This is a genomic window from Asticcacaulis machinosus (genome assembly GCF_028550435.1).
GTDB lineage: Bacteria > Pseudomonadota > Alphaproteobacteria > Caulobacterales > Caulobacteraceae > Asticcacaulis > Asticcacaulis machinosus.
In genome coordinates, this window is record NZ_JAQQKV010000002.1 from 397,043 (window position 1) to 417,052 (window position 20,010).

General features: G+C 55.3%; 21 protein-coding genes and 1 tRNA gene. 8 read left to right on the forward strand and 14 right to left on the reverse strand.

The annotated features are described in order from the left end of the window. Positions 1-2: 2 nt before the first annotated feature. Genes rfbB through PQU98_RS10240 form a run of 3 tightly spaced genes read right to left on the reverse strand, consistent with a single transcriptional unit; the run spans position 3 to position 3,541 of the window. Positions 3-1,067, reverse strand: a complete 1,065-nt coding sequence (gene rfbB / locus PQU98_RS10230; RefSeq protein WP_368408157.1) for a dTDP-glucose 4,6-dehydratase — start codon at positions 1,065-1,067, stop codon at positions 3-5. Positions 1,068-1,069: 2 nt separating this feature from the next. Continuing rightward, positions 1,070-1,681, reverse strand: a complete 612-nt coding sequence (gene rfbC, locus PQU98_RS10235; protein WP_368408153.1) for a dTDP-4-dehydrorhamnose 3,5-epimerase — start codon at positions 1,679-1,681, stop codon at positions 1,070-1,072. A 36-nt stretch (positions 1,682-1,717) separates the two neighbouring features. Then, positions 1,718-3,541, reverse strand: coding sequence for a glycosyltransferase family 2 protein (locus PQU98_RS10240; protein WP_272744845.1), 1,824 nt, complete (start codon positions 3,539-3,541; stop codon positions 1,718-1,720). 170 nt (positions 3,542-3,711) lie between these two features. Between PQU98_RS10240 and fsa the strand changes: the two genes are divergently transcribed. Next, a complete protein-coding gene (fsa, locus tag PQU98_RS10245) occupies positions 3,712-4,365 on the forward strand; it encodes a fructose-6-phosphate aldolase (RefSeq protein WP_272744846.1) in 654 nt (217 codons plus the stop codon). Positions 4,366-4,387: 22 nt separating this feature from the next. Here fsa and PQU98_RS10250 read toward each other — a convergent pair whose 3' ends face one another. The 3 genes from PQU98_RS10250 to cysS are packed head-to-tail and all read right to left on the reverse strand — an operon-like array spanning position 4,388 to position 6,692. Next, a complete protein-coding gene (locus tag PQU98_RS10250; RefSeq protein WP_272744847.1) occupies positions 4,388-4,810 on the reverse strand; it encodes an iron-sulfur cluster assembly scaffold protein in 423 nt (140 codons plus the stop codon). A gap of 5 nt (positions 4,811-4,815) precedes the next feature. Beyond that, positions 4,816-5,253, reverse strand: coding sequence for an SRPBCC domain-containing protein (locus PQU98_RS10255; RefSeq protein ID WP_272744848.1), 438 nt, complete (start codon positions 5,251-5,253; stop codon positions 4,816-4,818). A 2-nt stretch (positions 5,254-5,255) separates the two neighbouring features. Continuing rightward, entirely contained in the window at positions 5,256-6,692 is a 1,437-nt protein-coding gene (gene cysS / locus PQU98_RS10260; protein ID WP_272744849.1) for a cysteine--tRNA ligase, read from the reverse strand. A gap of 214 nt (positions 6,693-6,906) precedes the next feature. Between cysS and folE the strand changes: the two genes are divergently transcribed. From folE to rpoH, 4 genes are all read left to right on the forward strand, one after another. After that, the gene (gene folE, locus PQU98_RS10265; RefSeq protein WP_272744850.1) at positions 6,907-7,554 is read left to right on the forward strand and encodes a GTP cyclohydrolase I FolE; all 648 of its coding nucleotides are present in this window, start codon (positions 6,907-6,909) and stop codon (positions 7,552-7,554) included. Positions 7,555-7,777: 223 nt separating this feature from the next. Continuing rightward, positions 7,778-8,215, forward strand: coding sequence for a biopolymer transporter ExbD (locus PQU98_RS10270; protein ID WP_272744851.1), 438 nt, complete (start codon positions 7,778-7,780; stop codon positions 8,213-8,215). A gap of 75 nt (positions 8,216-8,290) precedes the next feature. Next, positions 8,291-9,328 carry an RluA family pseudouridine synthase gene (locus PQU98_RS10275; protein WP_272744852.1) on the forward strand — a complete coding sequence of 346 codons (1,038 nt, stop codon included), beginning with the start codon at positions 8,291-8,293 and terminating at the stop codon, positions 9,326-9,328. A 357-nt stretch (positions 9,329-9,685) separates the two neighbouring features. Next, complete coding sequence (gene rpoH / locus PQU98_RS10280) at positions 9,686-10,582, forward strand: RNA polymerase sigma factor RpoH (protein WP_272745493.1); 897 nt, start codon at positions 9,686-9,688, stop codon at positions 10,580-10,582. Positions 10,583-10,657: 75 nt separating this feature from the next. Here rpoH and PQU98_RS10285 read toward each other — a convergent pair whose 3' ends face one another. The 5 genes from PQU98_RS10285 to PQU98_RS10305 all read right to left on the reverse strand — a co-directional run bounded on the left by PQU98_RS10285 (position 10,658) and on the right by PQU98_RS10305 (position 15,012). Next, the gene (locus tag PQU98_RS10285; RefSeq protein ID WP_272744853.1) at positions 10,658-10,894 is read right to left on the reverse strand and encodes a hypothetical protein; all 237 of its coding nucleotides are present in this window, start codon (positions 10,892-10,894) and stop codon (positions 10,658-10,660) included. A gap of 245 nt (positions 10,895-11,139) precedes the next feature. After that, the gene (locus PQU98_RS10290) at positions 11,140-11,937 is read right to left on the reverse strand and encodes a response regulator (RefSeq protein WP_272744854.1); all 798 of its coding nucleotides are present in this window, start codon (positions 11,935-11,937) and stop codon (positions 11,140-11,142) included. Between the two features lie 167 nt (positions 11,938-12,104). After that, entirely contained in the window at positions 12,105-13,394 is a 1,290-nt protein-coding gene (locus PQU98_RS10295; RefSeq protein ID WP_272744855.1) for an adenylosuccinate synthase, read from the reverse strand. A gap of 250 nt (positions 13,395-13,644) precedes the next feature. Continuing rightward, positions 13,645-14,793 carry an acyltransferase family protein gene (locus PQU98_RS10300; protein ID WP_272744856.1) on the reverse strand — a complete coding sequence of 383 codons (1,149 nt, stop codon included), beginning with the start codon at positions 14,791-14,793 and terminating at the stop codon, positions 13,645-13,647. Positions 14,794-14,936: 143 nt separating this feature from the next. Continuing rightward, a tRNA-Ala gene (locus PQU98_RS10305) sits at positions 14,937-15,012 on the reverse strand. 160 nt (positions 15,013-15,172) lie between these two features. On the opposite strand from PQU98_RS10305, the gene PQU98_RS10310 reads away from it, so the two are divergent. Genes PQU98_RS10310 through PQU98_RS10320 form a run of 3 tightly spaced genes read left to right on the forward strand, consistent with a single transcriptional unit; the run spans position 15,173 to position 16,621 of the window. After that, the gene (locus tag PQU98_RS10310; RefSeq protein WP_272744857.1) at positions 15,173-15,478 is read left to right on the forward strand and encodes a YggT family protein; all 306 of its coding nucleotides are present in this window, start codon (positions 15,173-15,175) and stop codon (positions 15,476-15,478) included. Beyond that, the gene (locus PQU98_RS10315) at positions 15,471-15,746 is read left to right on the forward strand and encodes a DUF167 family protein (RefSeq protein ID WP_272744858.1); all 276 of its coding nucleotides are present in this window, start codon (positions 15,471-15,473) and stop codon (positions 15,744-15,746) included. The genes PQU98_RS10310 and PQU98_RS10315 overlap by 8 nt, the downstream gene beginning before the upstream one ends. Then, positions 15,743-16,621: a tetratricopeptide repeat protein gene (locus PQU98_RS10320; protein ID WP_272744859.1), complete on the forward strand. Its 879-nt coding sequence runs from the start codon at positions 15,743-15,745 to the stop codon at positions 16,619-16,621. Before PQU98_RS10315 ends, PQU98_RS10320 begins: the two co-directional genes overlap by 4 nt. A 61-nt stretch (positions 16,622-16,682) precedes the next feature. Here the strand turns inward: PQU98_RS10320 and leuB are convergent, their stop codons facing one another. The 3 genes from leuB to leuC form a co-directional block, all read right to left on the reverse strand. Further along, positions 16,683-17,750, reverse strand: coding sequence for a 3-isopropylmalate dehydrogenase (gene leuB / locus PQU98_RS10325; RefSeq protein WP_272744860.1), 1,068 nt, complete (start codon positions 17,748-17,750; stop codon positions 16,683-16,685). Then, positions 17,747-18,337, reverse strand: a complete 591-nt coding sequence (leuD, locus tag PQU98_RS10330) for a 3-isopropylmalate dehydratase small subunit (RefSeq protein ID WP_272744861.1) — start codon at positions 18,335-18,337, stop codon at positions 17,747-17,749. Before leuD ends, leuB begins: the two co-directional genes overlap by 4 nt. Before the next feature lie 148 nt (positions 18,338-18,485). Continuing rightward, positions 18,486-19,892: a 3-isopropylmalate dehydratase large subunit gene (gene leuC / locus PQU98_RS10335; RefSeq protein WP_272744862.1), complete on the reverse strand. Its 1,407-nt coding sequence runs from the start codon at positions 19,890-19,892 to the stop codon at positions 18,486-18,488. Positions 19,893-20,010 lie beyond the last annotated feature (118 nt).

The following is a 20,010-nucleotide window of genomic DNA, read 5'->3' on the forward strand; positions in this document are numbered from 1 at the left end:
GCTCAGACCTTTGTCTCGGACACAAGGACGCCCAGCCGCTCTCCGGTATAGACGTCACCGCGCAGAGGACGCCACCAGGCTTCATTATCGAGATACCAGCGCACCGTCTTTTCAATGCCGGTATCGAAATTTTCCTGCGCCTTCCAGCCGAGCTCCGTTTCAAGCTTGGTTGCATTGATCGCATAGCGATAATCGTGGCCTGGGCGATCGGTGACAAAAGTAATCAGTTTGTCGTGGGGCGCGTTTTGGGGACGCAACTCGTCCATGACGGCGCAGATACGCTTAACCACATCGATATTCCTGCGCTCATTGCGACCACCAACATTATAAGTATCACCTAAGCGGCCCTTAGAGCAAATCAGGTGAAGCGCGCGGGCGTGGTCCTCAACAAAGAGCCAGTCGCGAATGTTGGAGCCATCACCGTAAACCGGCAAAGCTTTGCCTTCCATGGCATTGAGGATGTTAAGCGGGATAAGCTTCTCCGGAAAATGGTAAGGCCCATAGTTGTTAGAGCAGTTGGACACAACAACCGGCAAGCCATAAGTGCGGTGCCAAGCCTTGGCCAAGTGATCGGACGCAGCCTTTGACGCCGAATAAGGCGATGACGGATCATACGGCGTTGCCTCTTCAAAGAGACCGTCTTCACCCAACGATCCATAAACCTCATCGGTCGAGACATGCAAGAATCGGAAATTCGCCTTTTGATCTCCTTCAAGCGAAAGTAAGAACTTGCGAGCGGCCTCCAGCATGTTGAAGGTGCCGATCACATTAGTCTCGACAAAATCTCTGGCGCCCGTGATTGATCGATCGACGTGGCTCTCAGCCGCGAGATGCATGATATGGTCTGGCTTGAAGTCGGCGATAGTTAAAGCCACAGCTTCATAGTCGCAAATATCAACCTTAGCAAAGTTATAGAGCGGCGAGCCTTCAACAGGCGCCAAAGATTCCAAATTACCCGCATAAGTCAGGTTATCAATATTTAAAACCTCCGCATGAACTTCAGAGACCAAATAACGCACGACGGCAGATCCGATAAAGCCCGCGCCCCCCGTGACTAGAACCCTCAACGTCATATCTCGATACCTCCGTTCAGATCAGCCAGCTTCGGCTGAACCTTGTCCTTGTCTGATAGCACGGCCTCAGCCAAATCGATGGGCCATTCAATCCCGATCTCAGGATCATCGAAGGCCACCCCCTTATCGTGTTCGCGGCTATATGGGTTAGTGACCTTATAGAAGACTTCAGTATTGGGCTCCAGTATGCAAAAGCCATGGGCGAAGCCATCAGGCACCCAAAGTTGTTCGCCACCTTCAGCAGTCAGGTTTGCCCCGATCCATTGGCCAAAAGTCGGCGAATCTTTACGTATATCGACGGTAACATCAAAGATAGCGCCCTTGAGCACCCGCACCAACTTACCCTGGCCAAATGGTGCAGACTGATAATGAAGGCCGCGAATCGTGCCAACCTGAGCTGACATGGATTGGTTATCCTGGACGAACGTCACATCTTCGACGTTCTCGCGAAACCAATCAGCTTTGAACGCTTCCACAAAATAGCCACGATGATCGCCGATCCGGTTGGGAGTGATTAAGGCTGGGCCCGGAACATCGAAAAATTTAGATTGCAACGGAAATATCCTTAACCCACGTTGAACATCAACAGAAACCGATTCGAACTTCAACGACTCCGAGTGAACTGAATACCCCCTACACACAACCTATTTAAACTGGCAAGTCTCTGTTTTACGGCTAAAAACGACAGGAAAAAACAAGTCTCCTCTCACACCCCACCGTTGAGAAAATTGCAAAAGCTCTAGGCCGCGACGGAATGTTTTTCCAGCGCTATCATCATCGCCGCGGCTCTCTCCTTCAAGATGATACAGCACAGCCTTTGCACTAAAGATATTGTACCATCCCCGTTCTTCAAATTTTCGACAAAGGTCAACATCATTCAAAGTCACTGGAAATGCCACCTCATCGAAAGCGCCAACCTTTTTAAACTTTTCTTTGGAAACACACAGGCAGGCTCCCGTAACTGCTGAACGCAAAGAACTATATTTCAATCGCGGCTCGTCACCCTGCTCATCCGTGCCGGCCCCCCGCCATAGATGACCGCACAACTGCGTAAGCCCCAGCATCACCCCCCCATGCTGCAACCGACCATCACCGTATAATAGCTTCGCCCCCACAGCGCCAGCCTCTGGCATGATCGCAAGTTCCATCAGCCGTTCCAGCCAATCGGGCTGATGCAAAACAACGTCGTTATTTAAGAAAACAAGGTAATCATATATTGCAGCTTCGGCACCGAGGTTACACAGGGTTGAGAAGTTAAAGTCAATATCCGCCCGGATAATCCGTAGGCCTTTTCCGCCATATTCCTTGAAGAGAGCAAACGTCTCTAACTGAACTGAGCCATTATCGACCACAATAACCTCATGCGGCCAAGGTGTGTTCTCAAACAGCCCGGCTAGACATGCCGACAACAAATCGGCGCGGTCACGGGTTGGGATGATTATGCTGCACGCCGGTTGACTGTTCGCGCACATATCCATCGGACGGGGAAACTCCCTGTAAAATTCATCCATGTTCGTAGACGCCACTGGCACGCTGACAATAGCGCAATCGCCTTGATTATCAAACCGCATCAGAGGCTGATGGGCACCCGCGCGATAAACATAGGGCGTCGGCAGGCCGCCATTATAAAGAATGGGATCCCACGCCACATGGGCGGTCGGCACATCCCCGACCCATTTATCGGCCAGAAACAGTGTCTTTGACGGATCAGCCGCCAAGGCCTCGGCAAACAGCATTAAGGCATCCGGCGTCAGGCGATCGCCTTCACCCAGCACCACAACCGCATCATGGGCCTGAGCCGCATCCCGCGTGAAATGCGGATATATCTGGCTATCCAGACCGTCCGGCGTATGGCCTTCAATCAAAAACACCGGCCCCGGCACCAACGCAGCCAACCGATCAGCATACCGTGACGGATCAGGCCTTATCTCGCGCTGCGCCAGATCATAACGCGCATGGGGCCCAAGATGATCGGTCTCGACCTTTGCCTGTGCCCGCAGGCCATAGGTTTTGTTCTTCGCCAAGGCCAGCCGGATAAGGGCCGTAATACGCCCCAATGACATACCCTGACGCAGCGCCTGAAGCAGCCGTCCGGCCAGCAAACCGAACCGCCGCCATTGCGGTAAAACCTGAAAACTCGCGGCTTCAAAAGCATATATCCCCGGTCGCCCACCCGCGATAACGGCCGGATCATAGACACCGCCCGATAATCGCAGATAGGCCGGCTCATCCTGAGTGGCCTGCAACTCTATCAGCCGAAAATGTTCAGGCTCATAGAGCTGTAACGTCAGGGGCGACGGCCCGGTGACCGTGAATTCATACCATCCGGGCTTTAAGGTCACCTGTGGCAGTTTATATTGCCCCCACGGCGTGATGACTTTGATGCCGGCATCGACCGGTCTGGCCTCCTCTTTGGCCCCCTCTTCGGTTACGGAAGCGTTTTGAAGCAGATTAATCGCGGGCGGCATGGCAATCCATAAACTATGCGGTTTCAAACCTGTAGGCGCTGATATCCGGATGCGCAACGGATTTGGCCACAAAAGCCCAATCCTTTGACCAAACGACATTCGCATCGTGAGCGCCCTTTAATCCGTCAAATTTAGCTGATATACCGCCCGCCACAATCTGGAGCGCCGACATGCAATTATTCGCTGATACTGCCGACACCAAGGTGCTGGCTGACCTTATGGACACCGGTCTAATCGACGGGGTCACGACCAACCCGACCATTATCGCCAAGTCCGGCCGCAATATGTTCGAGGTGATCAAGGAAATCTGCGACCTGGTGCCCGGCCCGATTTCGGCTGAAGTGGTATCAAACGACGCTAAGAATATGATCCTTGAGGGCGAAAAACTAGCCAAGATCGCTACCAACGTCGTCGTCAAGGTGCCGCTGACGGTTGAGGGTCTGAAAGCCACTAAGGAATTGTCAGCGCAAGGGCTGATGACCAATGTCACCCTGTGTTTTTCGGTATCGCAAGCCATGCTGGCCGCCAAGGCGGGCGCTACGTTTGTGTCGCCGTTCATCGGTCGGCTGGATGACCACGGCGCCGACGGCATGGGCCTGATCCACGATATCCGTCACCTCTATGACATGCACGAGTTTGATACCGAAATTCTGGCCGCGTCCGTGCGCAACTCAAAGCACGTCGCCGATGCGGCTCTGGCCGGTGCGGACTGCGCCACCCTGCCGCCGTCGGTGTTTATGGAACTGTTCAAGCATCCGCTGACCGATAAGGGCCTTGACGCCTTTATGAAGGACTGGGCGTCGACGGGGCAATCAATTCTTTAAAACAAAAAGCCGCCTGAGACGATCAGGCGGCTTTTTCTATGGCGGCGACCGTGGCTTCAAACGCCAGTTGGGTCGAGGTATGGCGGGCCGGGAAATCCCTGACCGATTTCAGGATCGCCAGATCGGCAAAGCGTTCAGGGAATGTGACCTCATCGCCCTTAAGCATGGCTTTGAGCGCATCGCGGGCGGCGGTGATTTCGGCAGCGGTAGCGCCAATCACATGCTGGCTAAGGATGGCCGCACTGGCCTGCCCCAAGGCGCAGGCTTCGACATCGTGGGCAAATTCGGCCACCACATCGCCGTTCATTTTCACGTCCACGACGATATGGCTGCCGCACAGTTTTGAGGTGCGCTCAGCGGTGCCGTCCGGGGCCTCAAGCCGCCCGACGTGCATAAGTTGCGTCGTGCGTTTCAGGATTTCGCGGGAATAGAGTTCGTCGATCATACTTATCAGGTCGTGCTCTCGACGCGGTTTTTCAAGGCCGTGGCCATAGCCTCAAAGCCTTTGCGCAGATGCGGGCGGTAAAGTTTGCCCTCGCGTTCGGAAAAATAGCCGCTGAACAAGGCGCCGACCGCAAAGCTGGAGCCGGTTTTGGACAGCTCTTCCATCTCGAAATAGCGGGTCAGGCTGCCTTCCCAAAAGCGCTTGGGTACGCCGATATGGAGGTGCGACAGGGGCGACCAGTCGGACAGGAAACCCTTGACTTCCCAATCGCCCAGACCTTCGTAATGCTCAATGACATGGAACGGCCCGCCAAATTTCAGGGTCGCTTCGGCATGTTTATGGATCGGCGACCACTGCGGCCAGTTGTTGATGTCGGCAATGACCTCATAGACGTGATCGACCGGGGCGGCAATGCCGATACGATATTCAACCTTAACAGCCACAGCTATACTCCTGCCTTGAGTTTCCAGGTAGCACCCGTGGGTGAATCCATCACCTCGACCTTGAGCGCGTTCAGTTCATCACGGATGCGGTCGGCCTCGGCCCAGTTTTTGGCGGCGCGCGCCTCTGTGCGGGCGACCAGCAAAGCCTCAACCCTGGCGGTGAGATCGTCCGACGCGCCGCCCTTAAACCAGACTTCAGGGTCTTGTTGCAGAATGCCGAGGATATTCGCCAAGAGCAACAGATCCCCTTTAGTGAACGAGGCCGCCTCCGATTCCGACTTTACTAGTTGGTCGAGTTCGCGGGCCAATCCAAAAAGAGATGTAATAGCACCTGGCGTGTTCAAATCATCCAGTACTTCGTCAAGTAATTGCGTGTGCTCCGCGAGCGGTTGCGCCTTAACTTTTTTAGCACGCTGCAAAACCCCGTATAGCCGGTCAAGAGACGCCTTGCTCTGTTCAAGCAGTTCCGTTGTCCAATTAAGTGGCGAGCGATAATGACCACTCAGCAAAGCCCAACGAATAACTTCACCCGGATATTGCTTGGTAAGGTCGTGAACCAGCACCACATTGCCCAAGCTCTTTGACATCTTCTCGCCGGACATATCGAGGAAACCATTGTGCATCCAGTAGCGGGCATAGGCCGCCGGATCGTCATGGCCGTGGGTCGCGCAGGACTGGGCAATCTCATTGGTATGGTGCGGGAAGATCAGATCCTGACCGCCGCCATGAATATCAATCGGCAGGTGCAGCACCGCTTCGCTCATGGCCGAACATTCAATGTGCCAGCCCGGCCGACCCGGCAGAACCGCTCCGGTTTCAGGGTTGCGTGGCCCCGGCCAGACCGGCTCACCGGGCTTTGATGGCTTCCAGAGCACAAAGTCGGCGGCATCGTCCTTGTTTTCGGCGACCTCGACCCGCGCGCCGGCAATCATGTCATCCAATGATCGCCCCGACAGCTTACCATAGCGGCCTGAGCCGGCATCATAATCCGCCACCCGAAACAGCACTTCGCCATCGTCCGTGACATAGGCCGCTTTGCGTTCGATCAGTTTTTCGATCATCGCCACCATGTCGGCCATATGATCAGTCGCGCGCGGCTGATAGGTCGGCGGCAGCGCATTTAACGCGGCCATATCGGCATTATAAATATCGGCGAATTTATTGGTGATGACGGAAATATCGACGCCCTCATCCATCGCCTTTTTGTTTATCTTATCATCGACATCGGTGATGTTGCGGGCATAGACAACATGGTCTTCGCCGTAGATATGACGCAGCAGTCGATAGAGTACATCAAACACCACGACCGGTCGGGCATTACCGATATGGGCGTAGTTATAGACCGTCGGCCCGCAGACATAGAGGGTAACCCGCTTAAGGTTTTTCGGTTCAAACTCGCGCTTTTTCCGCTCAAGCGTGTCGTAGATCGTTAGTTTCATAAGCCAGACTTAATCAGAATATAAGTTTTTTTCGGTTGTAATCACCGCCATTCGCCCCATATAGACGCGGTTAGGTCATGACTGCACGCAAATTTTGGCGCTGATTTCATCTAAATGGGCAGCGTTAGCGTAAGTTCATAGACCCAAGAGGGATGCCACGCGTCATTTCCGGGCCCATCGGTCCGGCGCCACTCGGCCCTCAGTGAGAGAAGTAATGGACAGTTTTGACCCCAATCATGGCTCCGTTGAAAACGCCGCCAATGACCTGACCCCAACCGCCCAAGCCAAAAAATCCCGCCCCAGCCGTGATGAAGCCCTTTCGGCTGTGCGCACGCTTCTGGCCTGGGCCGGTGACGACCCCACCCGCGAAGGCCTGATCGATACGCCTAAGCGCGTCGTCGATGCCTATGACGAGTGGTTTCAGGGCTATGCCGCCGACCCGAAGAAGGAACTGTCGCGCACCTTTGAGGACGTGCAGGGCTATAATGACATGGTCATGCTGCGCGATATCGACGTCGAAAGCCACTGCGAGCACCATATGGCGCCGTTTCTGGGCAAGGCCTATGTCGCCTATGTGCCGACCGATAAGGTCGTGGGTATCTCCAAAATCGCCCGCGTGGTCGAAATCTTCTCCAAGCGTTTGCAGACTCAGGAAACCCTGACCAAGCAGATCACCGAAGCGCTTCAGGAGTCACTGAACCCGCAGGGAATCGCCATCCTGATCGATGCCGAGCATCAGTGCATGACCACCCGCGGCGTGCACCACAAACATGTCTCGACCATCACCACCAGCTTCACCGGTGTGTTTGAGACCAATCTGGCCCTGCAGGAACGCTTTATCCGCCTGAGCCAGTCACGTTAGTTATAAAGTTTTAATGAATTTTAGCGCCCTGTGGAATATTCCGCAGGGCGTTTGTATTTAAGGGCTTGCGCTATCCGATTAAAATAATTTAATCTCATCACATGAGGTTACAGATATAGGGCTTTATGGGCTTTACAAACGCCTGTTAATTATCCTAAATCGCAAACCTGAGATTTAAGATGCCCCACGGGCTTTGCCAAACGGGCTTTTAGGGAGTGTGCATATGGGCGCGAAGCTCGGTGGCGGTGGCGGTTCACGCTATACTGTCGAACAGAATTCTGACATCAACGTGACGCCCTTCGTGGACATCATGCTGGTGCTTCTGATCATCTTCATGGTGTCGGCGCCGATGGCGACCGTGTCGATCAAGCTGGACCTGCCGCCCGCATCGGCGCCGCTTAATCCGCTCGAAGAAAAGAAAGACCCTGTGTTCGTGTCCATTCAGGACAAGGATCTTTATTATGTCGGCACCAAGCAGGTGACGATTGAAACCCTGGCCGCTGATCTGGCCGCCGCCCTGCAAAGCTCAAACCCGACCGACGAGCGTGTTCTGGTGCGCGCCCAGCCGGACGTTGAGTATGATGAGTTCATGAAGGTTCTCAACGAGCTTCAGGAAAATGGTTACTTCAAGATCGGCCTGATCAACGAAGACATTTCGTAATTCATTCAGATAATTGAATGATAAGTTTAAGCGCCGGAAGTCCTCTTCCGGCGCTTTTTCGATTAAGCTGCATATATGACACCCCACCACGACATAGACGAAGACATTGATGATGATCTGCCGGAGGCTACGGCTCAAAGTGAAGGACAGGTTGTCGACCTGAACCTCTCACCTGATGCCGCCGGTGAACGGCTGGATCGGGCGCTGATGGCAGTTCTTGGTGAAGCAGCCCCCGACATTTCGCGCGCGCGCTTGCAGGCCCTCATTGCCGAAGGCCGCCTGACCTTTGAGGGCCACCCCATTCCTGACGGCAAGCATAAGGCTAAGGCGGGTCAGTACAGCCTGACCGTACCCGCGCCGATTGCCGCGATCCCGCAACCGCAAAACTTAGCCCTCGAAATCCTTTATGAAGATGCCCACCTGATTGTGGTCGTCAAACCCTCCGGCATGGCCGCGCACCCGGCACCCGGCACGCCAGACGGCACCTTGGTCAACGCCCTGCTCCATCACTGCGGCGATACCTTATCGGGCATAGGTGGGGTGCTGCGGCCCGGCATCGTCCACCGCCTAGATAAAGATACATCCGGCGTTATGGTCGCCGCCAAGTCCGATGCCGCCCATCACGGCTTAAGTGCGCTGTTTGCCAAACACGATATTGGCCGCGCCTATCTGGCGATTGTGCGCGGTACGCCCAAGGCCACAAAGGGCACGGTGACGACCCAGATTGGCCGTTCCCACCATGATCGCAAAAAAATGGCGGTACTCAGGGCCGGTGGCCGCGAAGCCACGACCCATTATACCGTTCAGGAAACCTATGGCGGCACCAAACCTGTGGCATCGCTTATCCGCTGTGAGCTGGAAACCGGCCGCACCCATCAGATCCGCGTCCACATGGCCCATCTGGGCGCCCCCTGCCTTGGCGATCCGGTCTATGGCTCCGCCGCTCCGGCCGCCCCCGTTCAGGCCTTGCTGCGGGAACTGAGTTTCAGCCGTCAGGCGCTGCACGCCACCCATCTGGCCTTCATTCACCCGATTACCGGTCAGGCTTTGAGCTTTGACGCTCCCCCACCGGCTGATTTTCAAAGCCTGCTCACCGGCCTCACAGATTTGTGATCAGATCACGCTCTTGAAAACACCTGTTATATATCGCCTTTTTATCGTATAAGATGTGGAAATTACCGACGACACATACCTTAAGCTGATGACCATCGCCCACTAATTTCTATTTTATGCAGCTTCGCATAAAAATAATCCTTCATTCGGGGGATGACCCCTTTTAATTCATTTAGCCCATACCTACATCTGAGTACGAGCGTTGATCGTATCTTGTGATGCACGCCATGTAATTGCCGCGAGGTTCAGGTAGAACCCAAGGCTATTACCGGGGGCTGGCTTTAAAGGACACGCATCATGGCAGACACAAACGAGGCCCAGATCACCTATGGCGACGGGCCGGTCAAGGATACGCAGATGAGCACTTCCGTAGCTATTCCAAACCCATCGGTGCTTTCACCCGATGGCGGCCTGAACCGTTACCTGTCCGAAATCCGTAAGTTCCCGATGCTGGCCAAGGACGAAGAGTTCATGCTGGCCAAAAGCTGGCAGGAGCATCAGGATCCGAAATCGGCCCATAAGCTGGTGACGTCTCACCTGCGTCTGGTGGCCAAGATCGCTATGGGCTATCGCGGCTATGGCCTGCCGATGGGCGAAGTAATTAGTGAGGGCAATGTCGGCCTGATGCAGGCAGTCAAGAAGTTCGATCCCGACCGCGGCTTCCGTCTGGCCACCTATGCCATGTGGTGGATCAAGGCCTCGATTCAGGAATATGTTCTGCGGTCATGGTCGCTGGTCAAGATGGGTACAACTGCGGCTCAGAAAAAACTGTTCTTCAACCTGCGCAAGGTGAAATCTGAAATCTCGGCCCTCGAAGACGGCGACCTGAAATTCGATCAGGTTGAACAGATCGCCACCAAGCTGGGCGTCTCCAATGAAGACGTCATCAGCATGAACCGGCGCATGTCGTCACCGGATTCTTCGCTCAATGCCCCGTTGCGCGCCGCCGAAGGTGACTCAGAATGGCAGGACTGGCTGGTCGACGACAAGGTTGAGAACCAGGAAACGGTTCTGGCTGAGTCCGAAGAACATTCCCTGCGCATGGGCCTGCTCGAAGAAGCTATGGTTGAACTGAATGACCGTGAGCGTGAAATCCTGACCGCCCGTCGGCTCAAAGATCAGCCGGTAACGCTTGAGGAACTGGCCGAACGGTTCGGCGTCTCGCGCGAGCGGGTACGTCAGATCGAAGTCCGCGCTTTTGAAAAGCTGCAAAAAGCGATGATGGAAGCTGCCCGTTCGCAACAACTGGCCTAAAAACAGATGGCCTAAAAACAGATGGCATGAAACAAGACATCGGCCTGATAGCATCAGGCCGATGTATCTATGTTGTCAGGAAATCTCACGCGGTCGCTTCCACCACCGCACACTGACGACGCGCCCTGCTTTGGTATGGACTTCAACATAACCGAAACTGGATACACCATCTTTGCGATAGGTGGCGATGGTGTCCACCATCTGGCACAGTGCGCTCTGGTCGGTACAGCCGTGCGTCCCTTTCAACCCAAAACCTTGAGTGATTAGTGCCTGATCGGCTTCGGCCTGAGTCATGCCGATCGTCACACCCAAAGCCTCCCCCGCCGTCTGGGTCTGGACGGTTTCTGCACCCCTAAAAACTTTAGGTAGTGGTGAGCAGGCACTAACAAGGCACGCCAATGACGCCGAAATATACCAAATGTACTTTTGTTGGAAGTTCATGCTCATCCGCCCCATTAAATTGAACATTGTTCATTTTAATATCACAGGACTTACCATATGGCAACACTACACCAAAACACAAAAAGCCCGGAGACATGTCCGGGCTTTTTATGTTTTTAAGCGACCGCTTCGCTTTTGGGCGGATCATCGATGCGGAACAGCTTGGCCAAGGTCGCGACCGGCCCGCGCAAGGTATCGCCGCTTAGGGTGCCGCCTTTGTAGGCCATGAAAATTTCAGTGACAGCCCCTTTGAAGCCGGGATCGGTAATGGCTTTGCACGCCGGCACCAGCACTTCGAGCTGGGCGACAATCGCGCGATTGGCCTGTTTGCGGTCAACATCAAACTGATCGGCGGCGGCGCGTAAGATTCGCACGCTCTGCTCAATCCGCTTCATACCGTCCGACATGGTCTCAGGTGCCCGTTTACGCGGCCCGGCGCCGGAGTTGAACCGGCGGCGATCAGGGCCGACATACATGACCGCCTCAATCCACGGCGGCGACTTTGTCACCACATGTTCCAAGCGTTTCAACAGGTCGCCTGACGCAAACGGCTTTTTCATGAATTCATCGGCGCCGCAGTCACGCGCGTCTTTGAGTGTTTCAGCCGTATCGTTCGACGCCATCATGATGATCGGGATCTTGCGGCATTTCATTTCGGATCGGCGCAAGGCCGTCACGAACTTCGCGCCTTCAAGATTTTGCGCTTTCAGGTCACAAAAGATCAGTTGTGGATTCAGATCATCGCAGAGCATCATGGCGCGCCGATCATCGGTCTCCACAATGGTTTTCTCGGTGCCCAGAACCCGCAGCATATCCGTGAGGATACGTGCATAGGCCTGATTGCTTTCCAGCACCAGCACCCGCTTGACGTGGGGCTTAATTTTGGCTTCGAGCTTTGGGTCGAGAGAAAACACAGTGTTCCAGGCCGTAGTGAATATGACCGCACTCTACGCCTTATTAGTAAAAATAGATTTTATGTCAGCGCTGTCTTTGAAAAGAAAAAAGGCCCTCATCTCTGAGGGCGCTAACATTAATCGCTAGCCAATTTCTCCTCCCCACTACGTAGGGAGGAGAGAGATAATTAATCCTGAAACGGATCGCGCATCAAAATGGTGTCTTCGCGCTCTGGCGAGGTCGACAGCAGCGCCACCGGCGCCCCGATCAGTTCCTCGATTCGGCGGACATATTTGACGGCATTACCAGGCAGGTCTTTCCAGGAGCGCGCCCCTTGGGTCGATTCCGACCAGCCCTCTAATTCCTCATAGACCGGCTCGATCACGCTTTGGGCTTTGATGCCCGACGGCAGATAGTCGATGACTTCGCCGTTCAGTTTATAGCCGACGCAAATTTTCAGGGTCTCGATACCATCCAGCACATCCAGCTTGGTCAGGGCAATGCCGTCAATGCCGTTAATGGCGATCGACTGGCGCGCCAGCACGGCATCCAGCCAGCCACAGCGACGGGCACGACCGGTGACGGTACCAAATTCATGACCGACGCGGCCAATGCGCTCACCGATCTCATCGAACAGTTCGGTCGGGAACGGGCCGGAACCGACGCGGGTGGTATAGGCCTTGAGGATACCCAGCACATAGCCGGCCGAGCGCGGGCCCATGCCGGAACCGGCTGCCGCCTGACCGGCCACCGTATTGGAGGAGGTCACAAACGGATAGGTGCCGTGGTCGATATCCAGCAATGCCCCCTGCGCCCCTTCAAACAGGATACGCTTGCCGTCTTGCTTTGCCTTATCAAGCACGTACCAGACCGGCTTGGCGAACGACAGCAGGCGCGGCGCGATCTCTTTCAGACCGGCCAGAAGTTCAGCCTTATTGACTTCAGCCAGATCAAGCCCGCGACGCAGGGCATTATGGTGGGTCAGCAGACGATCCAGCTTCGCATCCAGCGCCTCGAAATCTTCAAGGTCACCCACGCGGATAGCCCTGCGGCCGACCTTATCTTCATAGGCCGGGCCGATACCACGGCCGGTCGTGCCGATCTTGGCAGCCCCCGCCGCCACTTCACGGGCGGCGTCCAGTTCCCGGTGAATCGGCAGGATCAGACAGGCATTGTCAGCCAGTACCAGCAATTCGTTGGTGATGTTCAGGCCTTGGGCCTCGACACGGGCAATTTCGTCAAACAGCGCCCACGGGTCAACCACCACGCCATTGCCGATCACCGACAGCTTACCCTGCACCACACCGGACGGAAGGAGTGACAGTTTATAGACCTTACCGTCGACCACCAGGGTATGACCGGCATTGTGACCGCCCTGAAAGCGCACGACCACATCGGCGCGATTGGACAGCCAGTCAACCAGCTTACCCTTACCTTCGTCGCCCCATTGGGCGCCCACAACGGTCACATTGGCCAAGGTTCACGTTCTCCGCAAAAAAGCCCGCCGGAAAGCGTAAAAACCTCCGGTGCGGGCAGCACTACATAATTCAGGCGGTTGCAGCCATTGATCGGACGCGCATCTGTACCCGAAAACCGCTCACACTTTTCGGGATGCGCTTTAGACCATTAAACGCGACAATGAAACCGCTAATTGGATCACAATCGGGTTTGCCACTGGCAGAGCGGATTTTTAAAGAACATGGGACTTAAAATCACAGAACCGCCAATTAGTTTCCATCGAAACCAACCTGCGATTTCTGCAACCTGTTATGTTTATCACGAACCATAAGGCCGGAAGACAGGAATTTATGACGGAGATAGTGCCGCACAGGCTGGTCATAGAACCTGAGCATGAGGTAGGCAACTAAGACGCACCCGGGCAAAACTATGATGCCCAGCCACACGATCGGCAGGTTCGGAAAGAGTTTATGCAACACCGCGCGCATGGCCCACATGATCGGCAGATGGGTAACATACAAAGGGTATGATATGTCGCCAAGGAATTTGGATATGGCGCCATAGCGGCCGGTGATATTTTCGCGGATGGCTGACGAAAGCATATAAGGAAAGACAATCAGTACAATAAACAGACACGCCCACCAAGGCAGGATGCCTGCGGGCTGAACGAAAATCAGCAGGCATATCAGCGGTAAAAACACGGCGGGAATCGGTGGCACGGCGTTTAACCGTGGCAGCCCACGAAAGATCATAACCCCCAAAAAGAACGACAGGCTAATCCGCGACAGATCGGCCACAAAGCCCTGTTTAAGGAACCCAAGCCCTGCCGGTGGGGTTGGTGCAGCCCCAAAATTGAAGACGACCCAACCGGTGACACCTATGGCGCCGACCACAATAACCGGAACAAGCCAGCGTGTCTTTGCCCTGGCAAACACCAGCCCATAGGCGGCATAGGCCACAAGCTCAAAAAACAGCGACCACAGCACCAGATTAAGCGGAAACATCGCCATGTCCTGATCCCAGGTCACGACCGGAATCATAAACAGGTTCATGAACAGATAGGTGACGAACTGAGGCGCCGAGAAGGTTTGCTCTCCCGTAATCAACCAGTCGAGTGCAAACCAGCCCGCGCCAAATCCGATCCCGATCAGGATCATCGGGTAAAGCCGGATCAGGCGGGCAATGAAGAAGGCCCAAAACGACAGACCGGCTTTGAGGCGGGCATCATAGGCATAGGCCAGCACAAAACCGCTCATTAAAAAGAACAGATCGACCGCCAGGCGGCTGTGCTGAAACAGGGACGATCCGGCTTCGATGTGCCAGTGAAAGGCCATGACCGAGACGGCGGCAATACCGCGCAAACCATCGAGCGTATTCAGATGGGCTGGTTTCGGTGCCGCAGATGCCACAGATGCCATGTCGATCCCCCTTGACGAAGATCAACTTATAGCAGCGTTATGTGAACGTATAGAAATATCCCCCAATGATTGTTTGCGGCGCAATATATGCGTCACGCCCCGTTAGAAGGGGGCTGTTTGTAAAGATGCTGGATGATTTTAAGTGGTGGAGCCAAGGGGAGTCGAACCCCTGACCTCGTCATTGCGAACGACGCGCTCTACCAACTGAGCTATGGCCCCTTGTCCATGACAAAGTGTGGTTTTTAATAAGCCAAGATATGAGCCTGTCAAGCGCTCCTTAACCTGTCACGCTTACTTGTTTGACACAGCCAAATCATTATATGGATATAATTATACGCGCGCTCAAAGCTGCGCCGCCCGATCCCAGTTAAGGACACGCATGACCGGTTTTGTTATTTTTATTCTCGACGGCATTCTGGGCATCGCCTATTGGGCCATCATCATCAGCGCCATTATGAGCTGGCTGATCGCCTTTAATGTCATCAATACCCATAACCGCGTCGTCTATAACATCCACTATACGCTGGACCGGATCACCGGCCCGATCCTTGAGCCGTTCCGGCGTCTGATCCCCACGCTTGGCGGCATCGACATCAGCCCGATTTTTGCGCTGCTGATTATTTCGGGTATGCGTCGCTTCCTGATCCCGATGGCGTATAACGGCCTGCACCCCATTCTTGGTTAAGCTGGTTGTTCGCCTGACGCCCAAGGCTGCCCATGACCGGATCGACGGCTGGGATTTGGATGAGTTTGGGCGCCAGATTTTGAAAGTGCGGGTGAAAGCCCCGCCGATTGAGGGCCGCGCCAATGCGGCCCTTTTGGCGTTTCTGGCCAAAGAACTGGGACTTCCGAAATCACGTCTGACCCTGATGTCGGGGGATACGTCGCGATACAAACTGGTAAGTGTCGACGATTTGGAAGAAGATGAACTAACTAAGCTGGGGGCATCATGAAAAATTTGAGGATTATCGCCTTTGTGTTTTTGGCGGGAATAACGCATGCGATGGCGGCACAGGGGCAAATCGCCTTCCCCGATCAGCAACAGCTTATACTTCGACATTCTGTTCCCGTGCGTATTGAGGTTCGCAAAGACACGGACTTACGAGCCGCCTGGGCACTAATAGATGCTGGAAATTATGAAGAAGCCCGTGAGCACCTTGAAAAGGCTGCGCACCGAGACCGAGTTGTAGCCTTTTATGTATTGGGACTGTTTTATCTTAGAGGTTATGGTGTCGATGCGGACGCCGACATCGCCATGTCGTATTTTCAGAAAGGTGCGGCTCGAAACCACGGTCTGTCCAAGATCATGATGGCTGAGATGTATTACCGGGGTTACAAGGGAAAGCCTGACCTTTCGGAAGCCATCCGGTTGCTGAAAGATGCAGCCAAACACGAAGGTAAGGCGATGTTCTTGTTAGGTCGGCTTTATGCCGCTGGCGAGGGCCTTCCCAAAAGCACTAATAAAGCCATGAACTATTATGAGCGCGCCGCGCGTGCAGGCTATTATCCGGCAGCCACCTACCTTGGTCACATATTCTACCAAAACGGTGGCGGAAAGGATCTCAAAAAAGCCCGTTCATGGTTTCAGCGTAATGCCAATGCCGAAGGTGATCCGGAGGGGCTATATTATTACGGCATTATGCAGGCCCGTGGTGAGGGCGGCCGCGTTGATCTGCAAGGCGGATATATCGCTTTGGCGTTAGCCTATGCGCTCGGTTACGAAGCCGCCTTGCTTGAGCGCGACCAACTGGCAACCAAATTGACGCCAGAGCAGAGAGCCATTGGCGACAGGTTTGTTCGGGAACTGATAGCAGACACGTTAAAATAAAAACCCATCAGGTCGAAACCTGATGGGTAAGTGATCCGGATACTCCACGCGCACTAAAAACTTAGGCCGCTACGTTAGCCTGAATACGGATTTGGTCAGCAACGGCTTTTGATACCTGAGAACCGGAGGCGGTGCCGCCGAGGTCGCGAGTTAAGATACCGGCCTTGATCACCGCCTCAATGGCGGCATCCAGCGTATCGGCCTCTTTGGAAAGGTTCAGGCTGTGACGCAACATCATCGAAACTGACTTCAGCGTACCCATCGGGTTGGCCAGATCCTTACCGGCAATATCAGGGGCCGAGCCGTGGATCGGCTCATAAAGACCTTTGCCGGTTGAACCGAGCGAGGCCGAGCCCAGCAAACCAATTGAACCCGGCAGGACCGAGGCCAGATCGGACAGGATATCGCCAAACATGTTCTCGGTCAGGATCACGTCGAAATCCTTGGGGCGGGTCACCAGGTGCATGGCCATGGAATCGACCAGAGCGTGCTCCAGTTCGACATCCGAATATTCAGCCGCATGCAGTTTGTTGACCGTCTCCCGCCACAGGCGCGAGGTTTCAATGACATTGGCCTTATCGACGCTGGTGACCTTATTGCGGCGCTTACGGGCGGCCTCAAAGGCCACACGGGCGACGCGCTCGACTTCTTCTACCGTATAGAGGCACTCGTCAGTGGCGGTCGTCTCGGTGCGGGTACGCTTACCAAAATATAGCCCGCCGGTCAGTTCGCGCACAATCAGCATGTCGGCGCCGGAGACGATGTCTTCTTTCAGGGGCGAGCGGAACGCCTGAGAGGGGGCCACATCCATCGGGCGCAGGTTCGCAAACAAGCCCATCGATTTGCGCACGGCCAGCAGGCCTTGCTCAGGACGCTTAGGCTTTAAGTCCCACTTCGGGCCACCCACGGCGCCGAGCAAAACCGCATCGGCGGCCAGACAGGCCGCGTCAGTATCGGCCGGATAGGGATCATCCACGGTATCGATAGCGATGCCGCCGATCATCTTTTCTTCAAAAGTGAAGTCGTGGCCGAACACGTCGCCCACGGTTTCCAGCGCTAAGCGGCCAGCGCCGGCGACTTCGGGGCCGATGCCATCACCGGGAAGGATTACGATCTTAAAGGCGCTCATGCAGCATGCTCATTTTCATAGGTTTCAATGGCGGGCAGGCGGTTGATCAGCCAGCCCATAGCGTCGACGCCTTCCAGCAGGCACTGGCGCGCAAACGCTTCGATTTTAAATATAAAGACCGTGCCGTCTTCGAGGCGCAGTTCGTTGGATTCAAGGTCAATGGTCACGCGCTGTTGCGGGTTTTTCAGCAGGTTCTCATGAATTTCCGGCGTCACAACAATCGGCAACAGACCGTTTTTAAGGCTGTTCGAGGTGAAGATATCGGCGATCTCGGTCGAAATCACAGCCTTGAAACCATAATCGGTCAGAGCCCAGGGCGCATGCTCACGCGATGAACCGCAGCCGAAATTATTGCCGCCAACCAGCACGCGGTGCTCTTCGGGGTCGATGGTGTTGAGGATAAAGTCGGGCTTGGGCGTGCCGTCCTTTTCGTAGCGCCAGTCGTTAAATGCCGCGACGCCCAGACCTTTGCGCGACGTGGTCGTCAGAAAACGCGCCGGAATGATCTGGTCGGTGTCGATATTGGCTTCGGGCAGCACGGCGATGCGCGAGGAGAAGGTGTTGATCGGTTCTTGGTTACTGGCCATTTAGGTTCCTTAATCTCCTCCCCTGTTTACGGGGGAGGTGGCAGGACAAATTTTTTGGACTGACGGAGGGGGCAATTACGGTGGGGCTGCCCCCTCCGTCTTTTGCTAAAGCAAAATCCACCTCCCCCGCTATGCAGGGGAGGAGAAGCTAGGCACTTTGTAAATAGGTTCTGGGGTCGGTGATGTGGCCCGCAATAGCCGACGCCGCGGCGGTAGCCGGTGAGGCCAGAACGGTCCGCGCCCCCGGCCCCTGACGACCCTCGAAATTGCGGTTGGAGGTCGATACCGCCAACTGGCCAGGTTGCACAAAATCGCCGTTCATGGCGATACACATCGAACAGCCCGGCAGACGCCATTCGGCACCGGCATCAGTGAAGATCTTATCCAGCCCTTCGGCCACCGCTTCGGCGCGCACCTGCTCAGAGCCCGGCACGACCAGCATCCGCACGCCTTCGGCGATATGGCGGCCCTTCATAATCTCAGCCGCCGCCCGCAGATCCGCCATACGGCCATTGGTGCAGGAACCGATAAAGACGACATCGACCTTGGCCAGCCCACGGGCGTCACCGCCACCAAAGTGCATATATTTCAGAGCCTTGGCTTCGTTCTCATTCGACGCCACCGGCACAGCCTGAGAGATGGGCGCGCCCTGATCTGGCGTCGTGCCCCAGGTCGCCATAGGCTCAATTACAGACCCGTCGATGGTGATTTCGTCATCGAATACAGCACCGTCGTCGGATTTCAGCTTCAGCCACTCAGTGGCGGCGGCCTCATAGTCGGACGGGACGTAAGCCCGCCCGCGCAGCCACTCAATCGTCTTTTGATCGGGTGCTATCATGCCACAGCGGGCGCCGGCTTCGATCGACAGGTTACAGACCGTCATGCGCCCTTCCATATCGAGCGCGTCGATCACCGGCCCGCAATATTCCAGCGCATAGCCGGTGCCACCACCGAAACCGAGGCGATTGATGATGGTCAGCGCCACGTCCTTACCCGACACACCGGCCTGCAATTCACCGGTCACGGTAATCCGCATGGTCTTGGGCTTGCGCTGGGCCAGACACTGGGTCGCCAGAACGTGACCGACCTCAGAGGTGCCGATGCCAAAGGCGATGCAGCCAAACGCGCCGTGGGTCGAGGTATGGCTGTCGCCGCACACCACCGTCATGCCCGGCTGGGTCAGGCCCATTTCCGGTCCCATGACGTGGACAACGCCGCGGTTTTCCGAGCCCCAGCCAAACAGCTTCACACCGTGATTTTTGGTGTTGCGCTCCAAGGTTTCGACCTGATTTTTGGCGTCTGCCGTGAAATAGGGACGCTCACCTTTTTCATTGGGCGGCAGGGTCGGGGTCGAATGGTCGAGTGTGGCAAAGGTACGATCCGGACGGCGGACTTTTAAGCCTCGTTCTTCGATCGCCGAAAAGGCCTGCGGTGAGGTGACCTCGTGGACAAGATGCAGGTCGATATAAAGCACAGCCGGGCGGTCAGCGCTTTCATCCTCGACTATGTGTTTTTCCCATACCTTATCAAATAAGGATTTTGGCTGGTCTGACATCTTGGATCGTCCTGATATTTCTCCTCCCCTGCATCGCGGGGGAGGTGGATTTTGCGTTAGCAAAAGACGGAGGGGGCACTACTCGCGCAAATGCCCCCTCCACCACTTCGTGGTCCCC

Excerpts from the sequence above, each read along its gene's own strand:
- leuB (WP_272744860.1), bottom strand. The coding sequence starts at position 17,750 with ATGAGCGCCTTTAAGATCGTAATCCTTCCCGGTGATGGCATCGGCCCC.
- PQU98_RS10240 (WP_272744845.1), bottom strand. The coding sequence starts at position 3,541 with ATGCCGCCCGCGATTAATCTGCTTCAAAACGCTTCCGTAACCGAAGAG.
- folE (WP_272744850.1), top strand. The coding sequence starts at position 6,907 with ATGGACAGTTTTGACCCCAATCATGGCTCCGTTGAAAACGCCGCCAAT.
- rpoH (WP_272745493.1), top strand. The coding sequence starts at position 9,686 with ATGAGCACTTCCGTAGCTATTCCAAACCCATCGGTGCTTTCACCCGAT.
- PQU98_RS10300 (WP_272744856.1), bottom strand. The coding sequence starts at position 14,793 with ATGGCATCTGTGGCATCTGCGGCACCGAAACCAGCCCATCTGAATACG.
- PQU98_RS10310 (WP_272744857.1), top strand. The coding sequence starts at position 15,173 with ATGACCGGTTTTGTTATTTTTATTCTCGACGGCATTCTGGGCATCGCC.
- PQU98_RS10270 (WP_272744851.1), top strand. The coding sequence starts at position 7,778 with ATGGGCGCGAAGCTCGGTGGCGGTGGCGGTTCACGCTATACTGTCGAA.
- fsa (WP_272744846.1), top strand. The coding sequence starts at position 3,712 with ATGCAATTATTCGCTGATACTGCCGACACCAAGGTGCTGGCTGACCTT.
- leuD (WP_272744861.1), bottom strand. The coding sequence starts at position 18,337 with ATGGCCAGTAACCAAGAACCGATCAACACCTTCTCCTCGCGCATCGCC.
- PQU98_RS10275 (WP_272744852.1), top strand. The coding sequence starts at position 8,291 with ATGACACCCCACCACGACATAGACGAAGACATTGATGATGATCTGCCG.
- PQU98_RS10320 (WP_272744859.1), top strand. The coding sequence starts at position 15,743 with ATGAAAAATTTGAGGATTATCGCCTTTGTGTTTTTGGCGGGAATAACG.
- cysS (WP_272744849.1), bottom strand. The coding sequence starts at position 6,692 with ATGAAACTAACGATCTACGACACGCTTGAGCGGAAAAAGCGCGAGTTT.
- PQU98_RS10250 (WP_272744847.1), bottom strand. The coding sequence starts at position 4,810 with ATGATCGACGAACTCTATTCCCGCGAAATCCTGAAACGCACGACGCAA.
- leuC (WP_272744862.1), bottom strand. The coding sequence starts at position 19,892 with ATGTCAGACCAGCCAAAATCCTTATTTGATAAGGTATGGGAAAAACAC.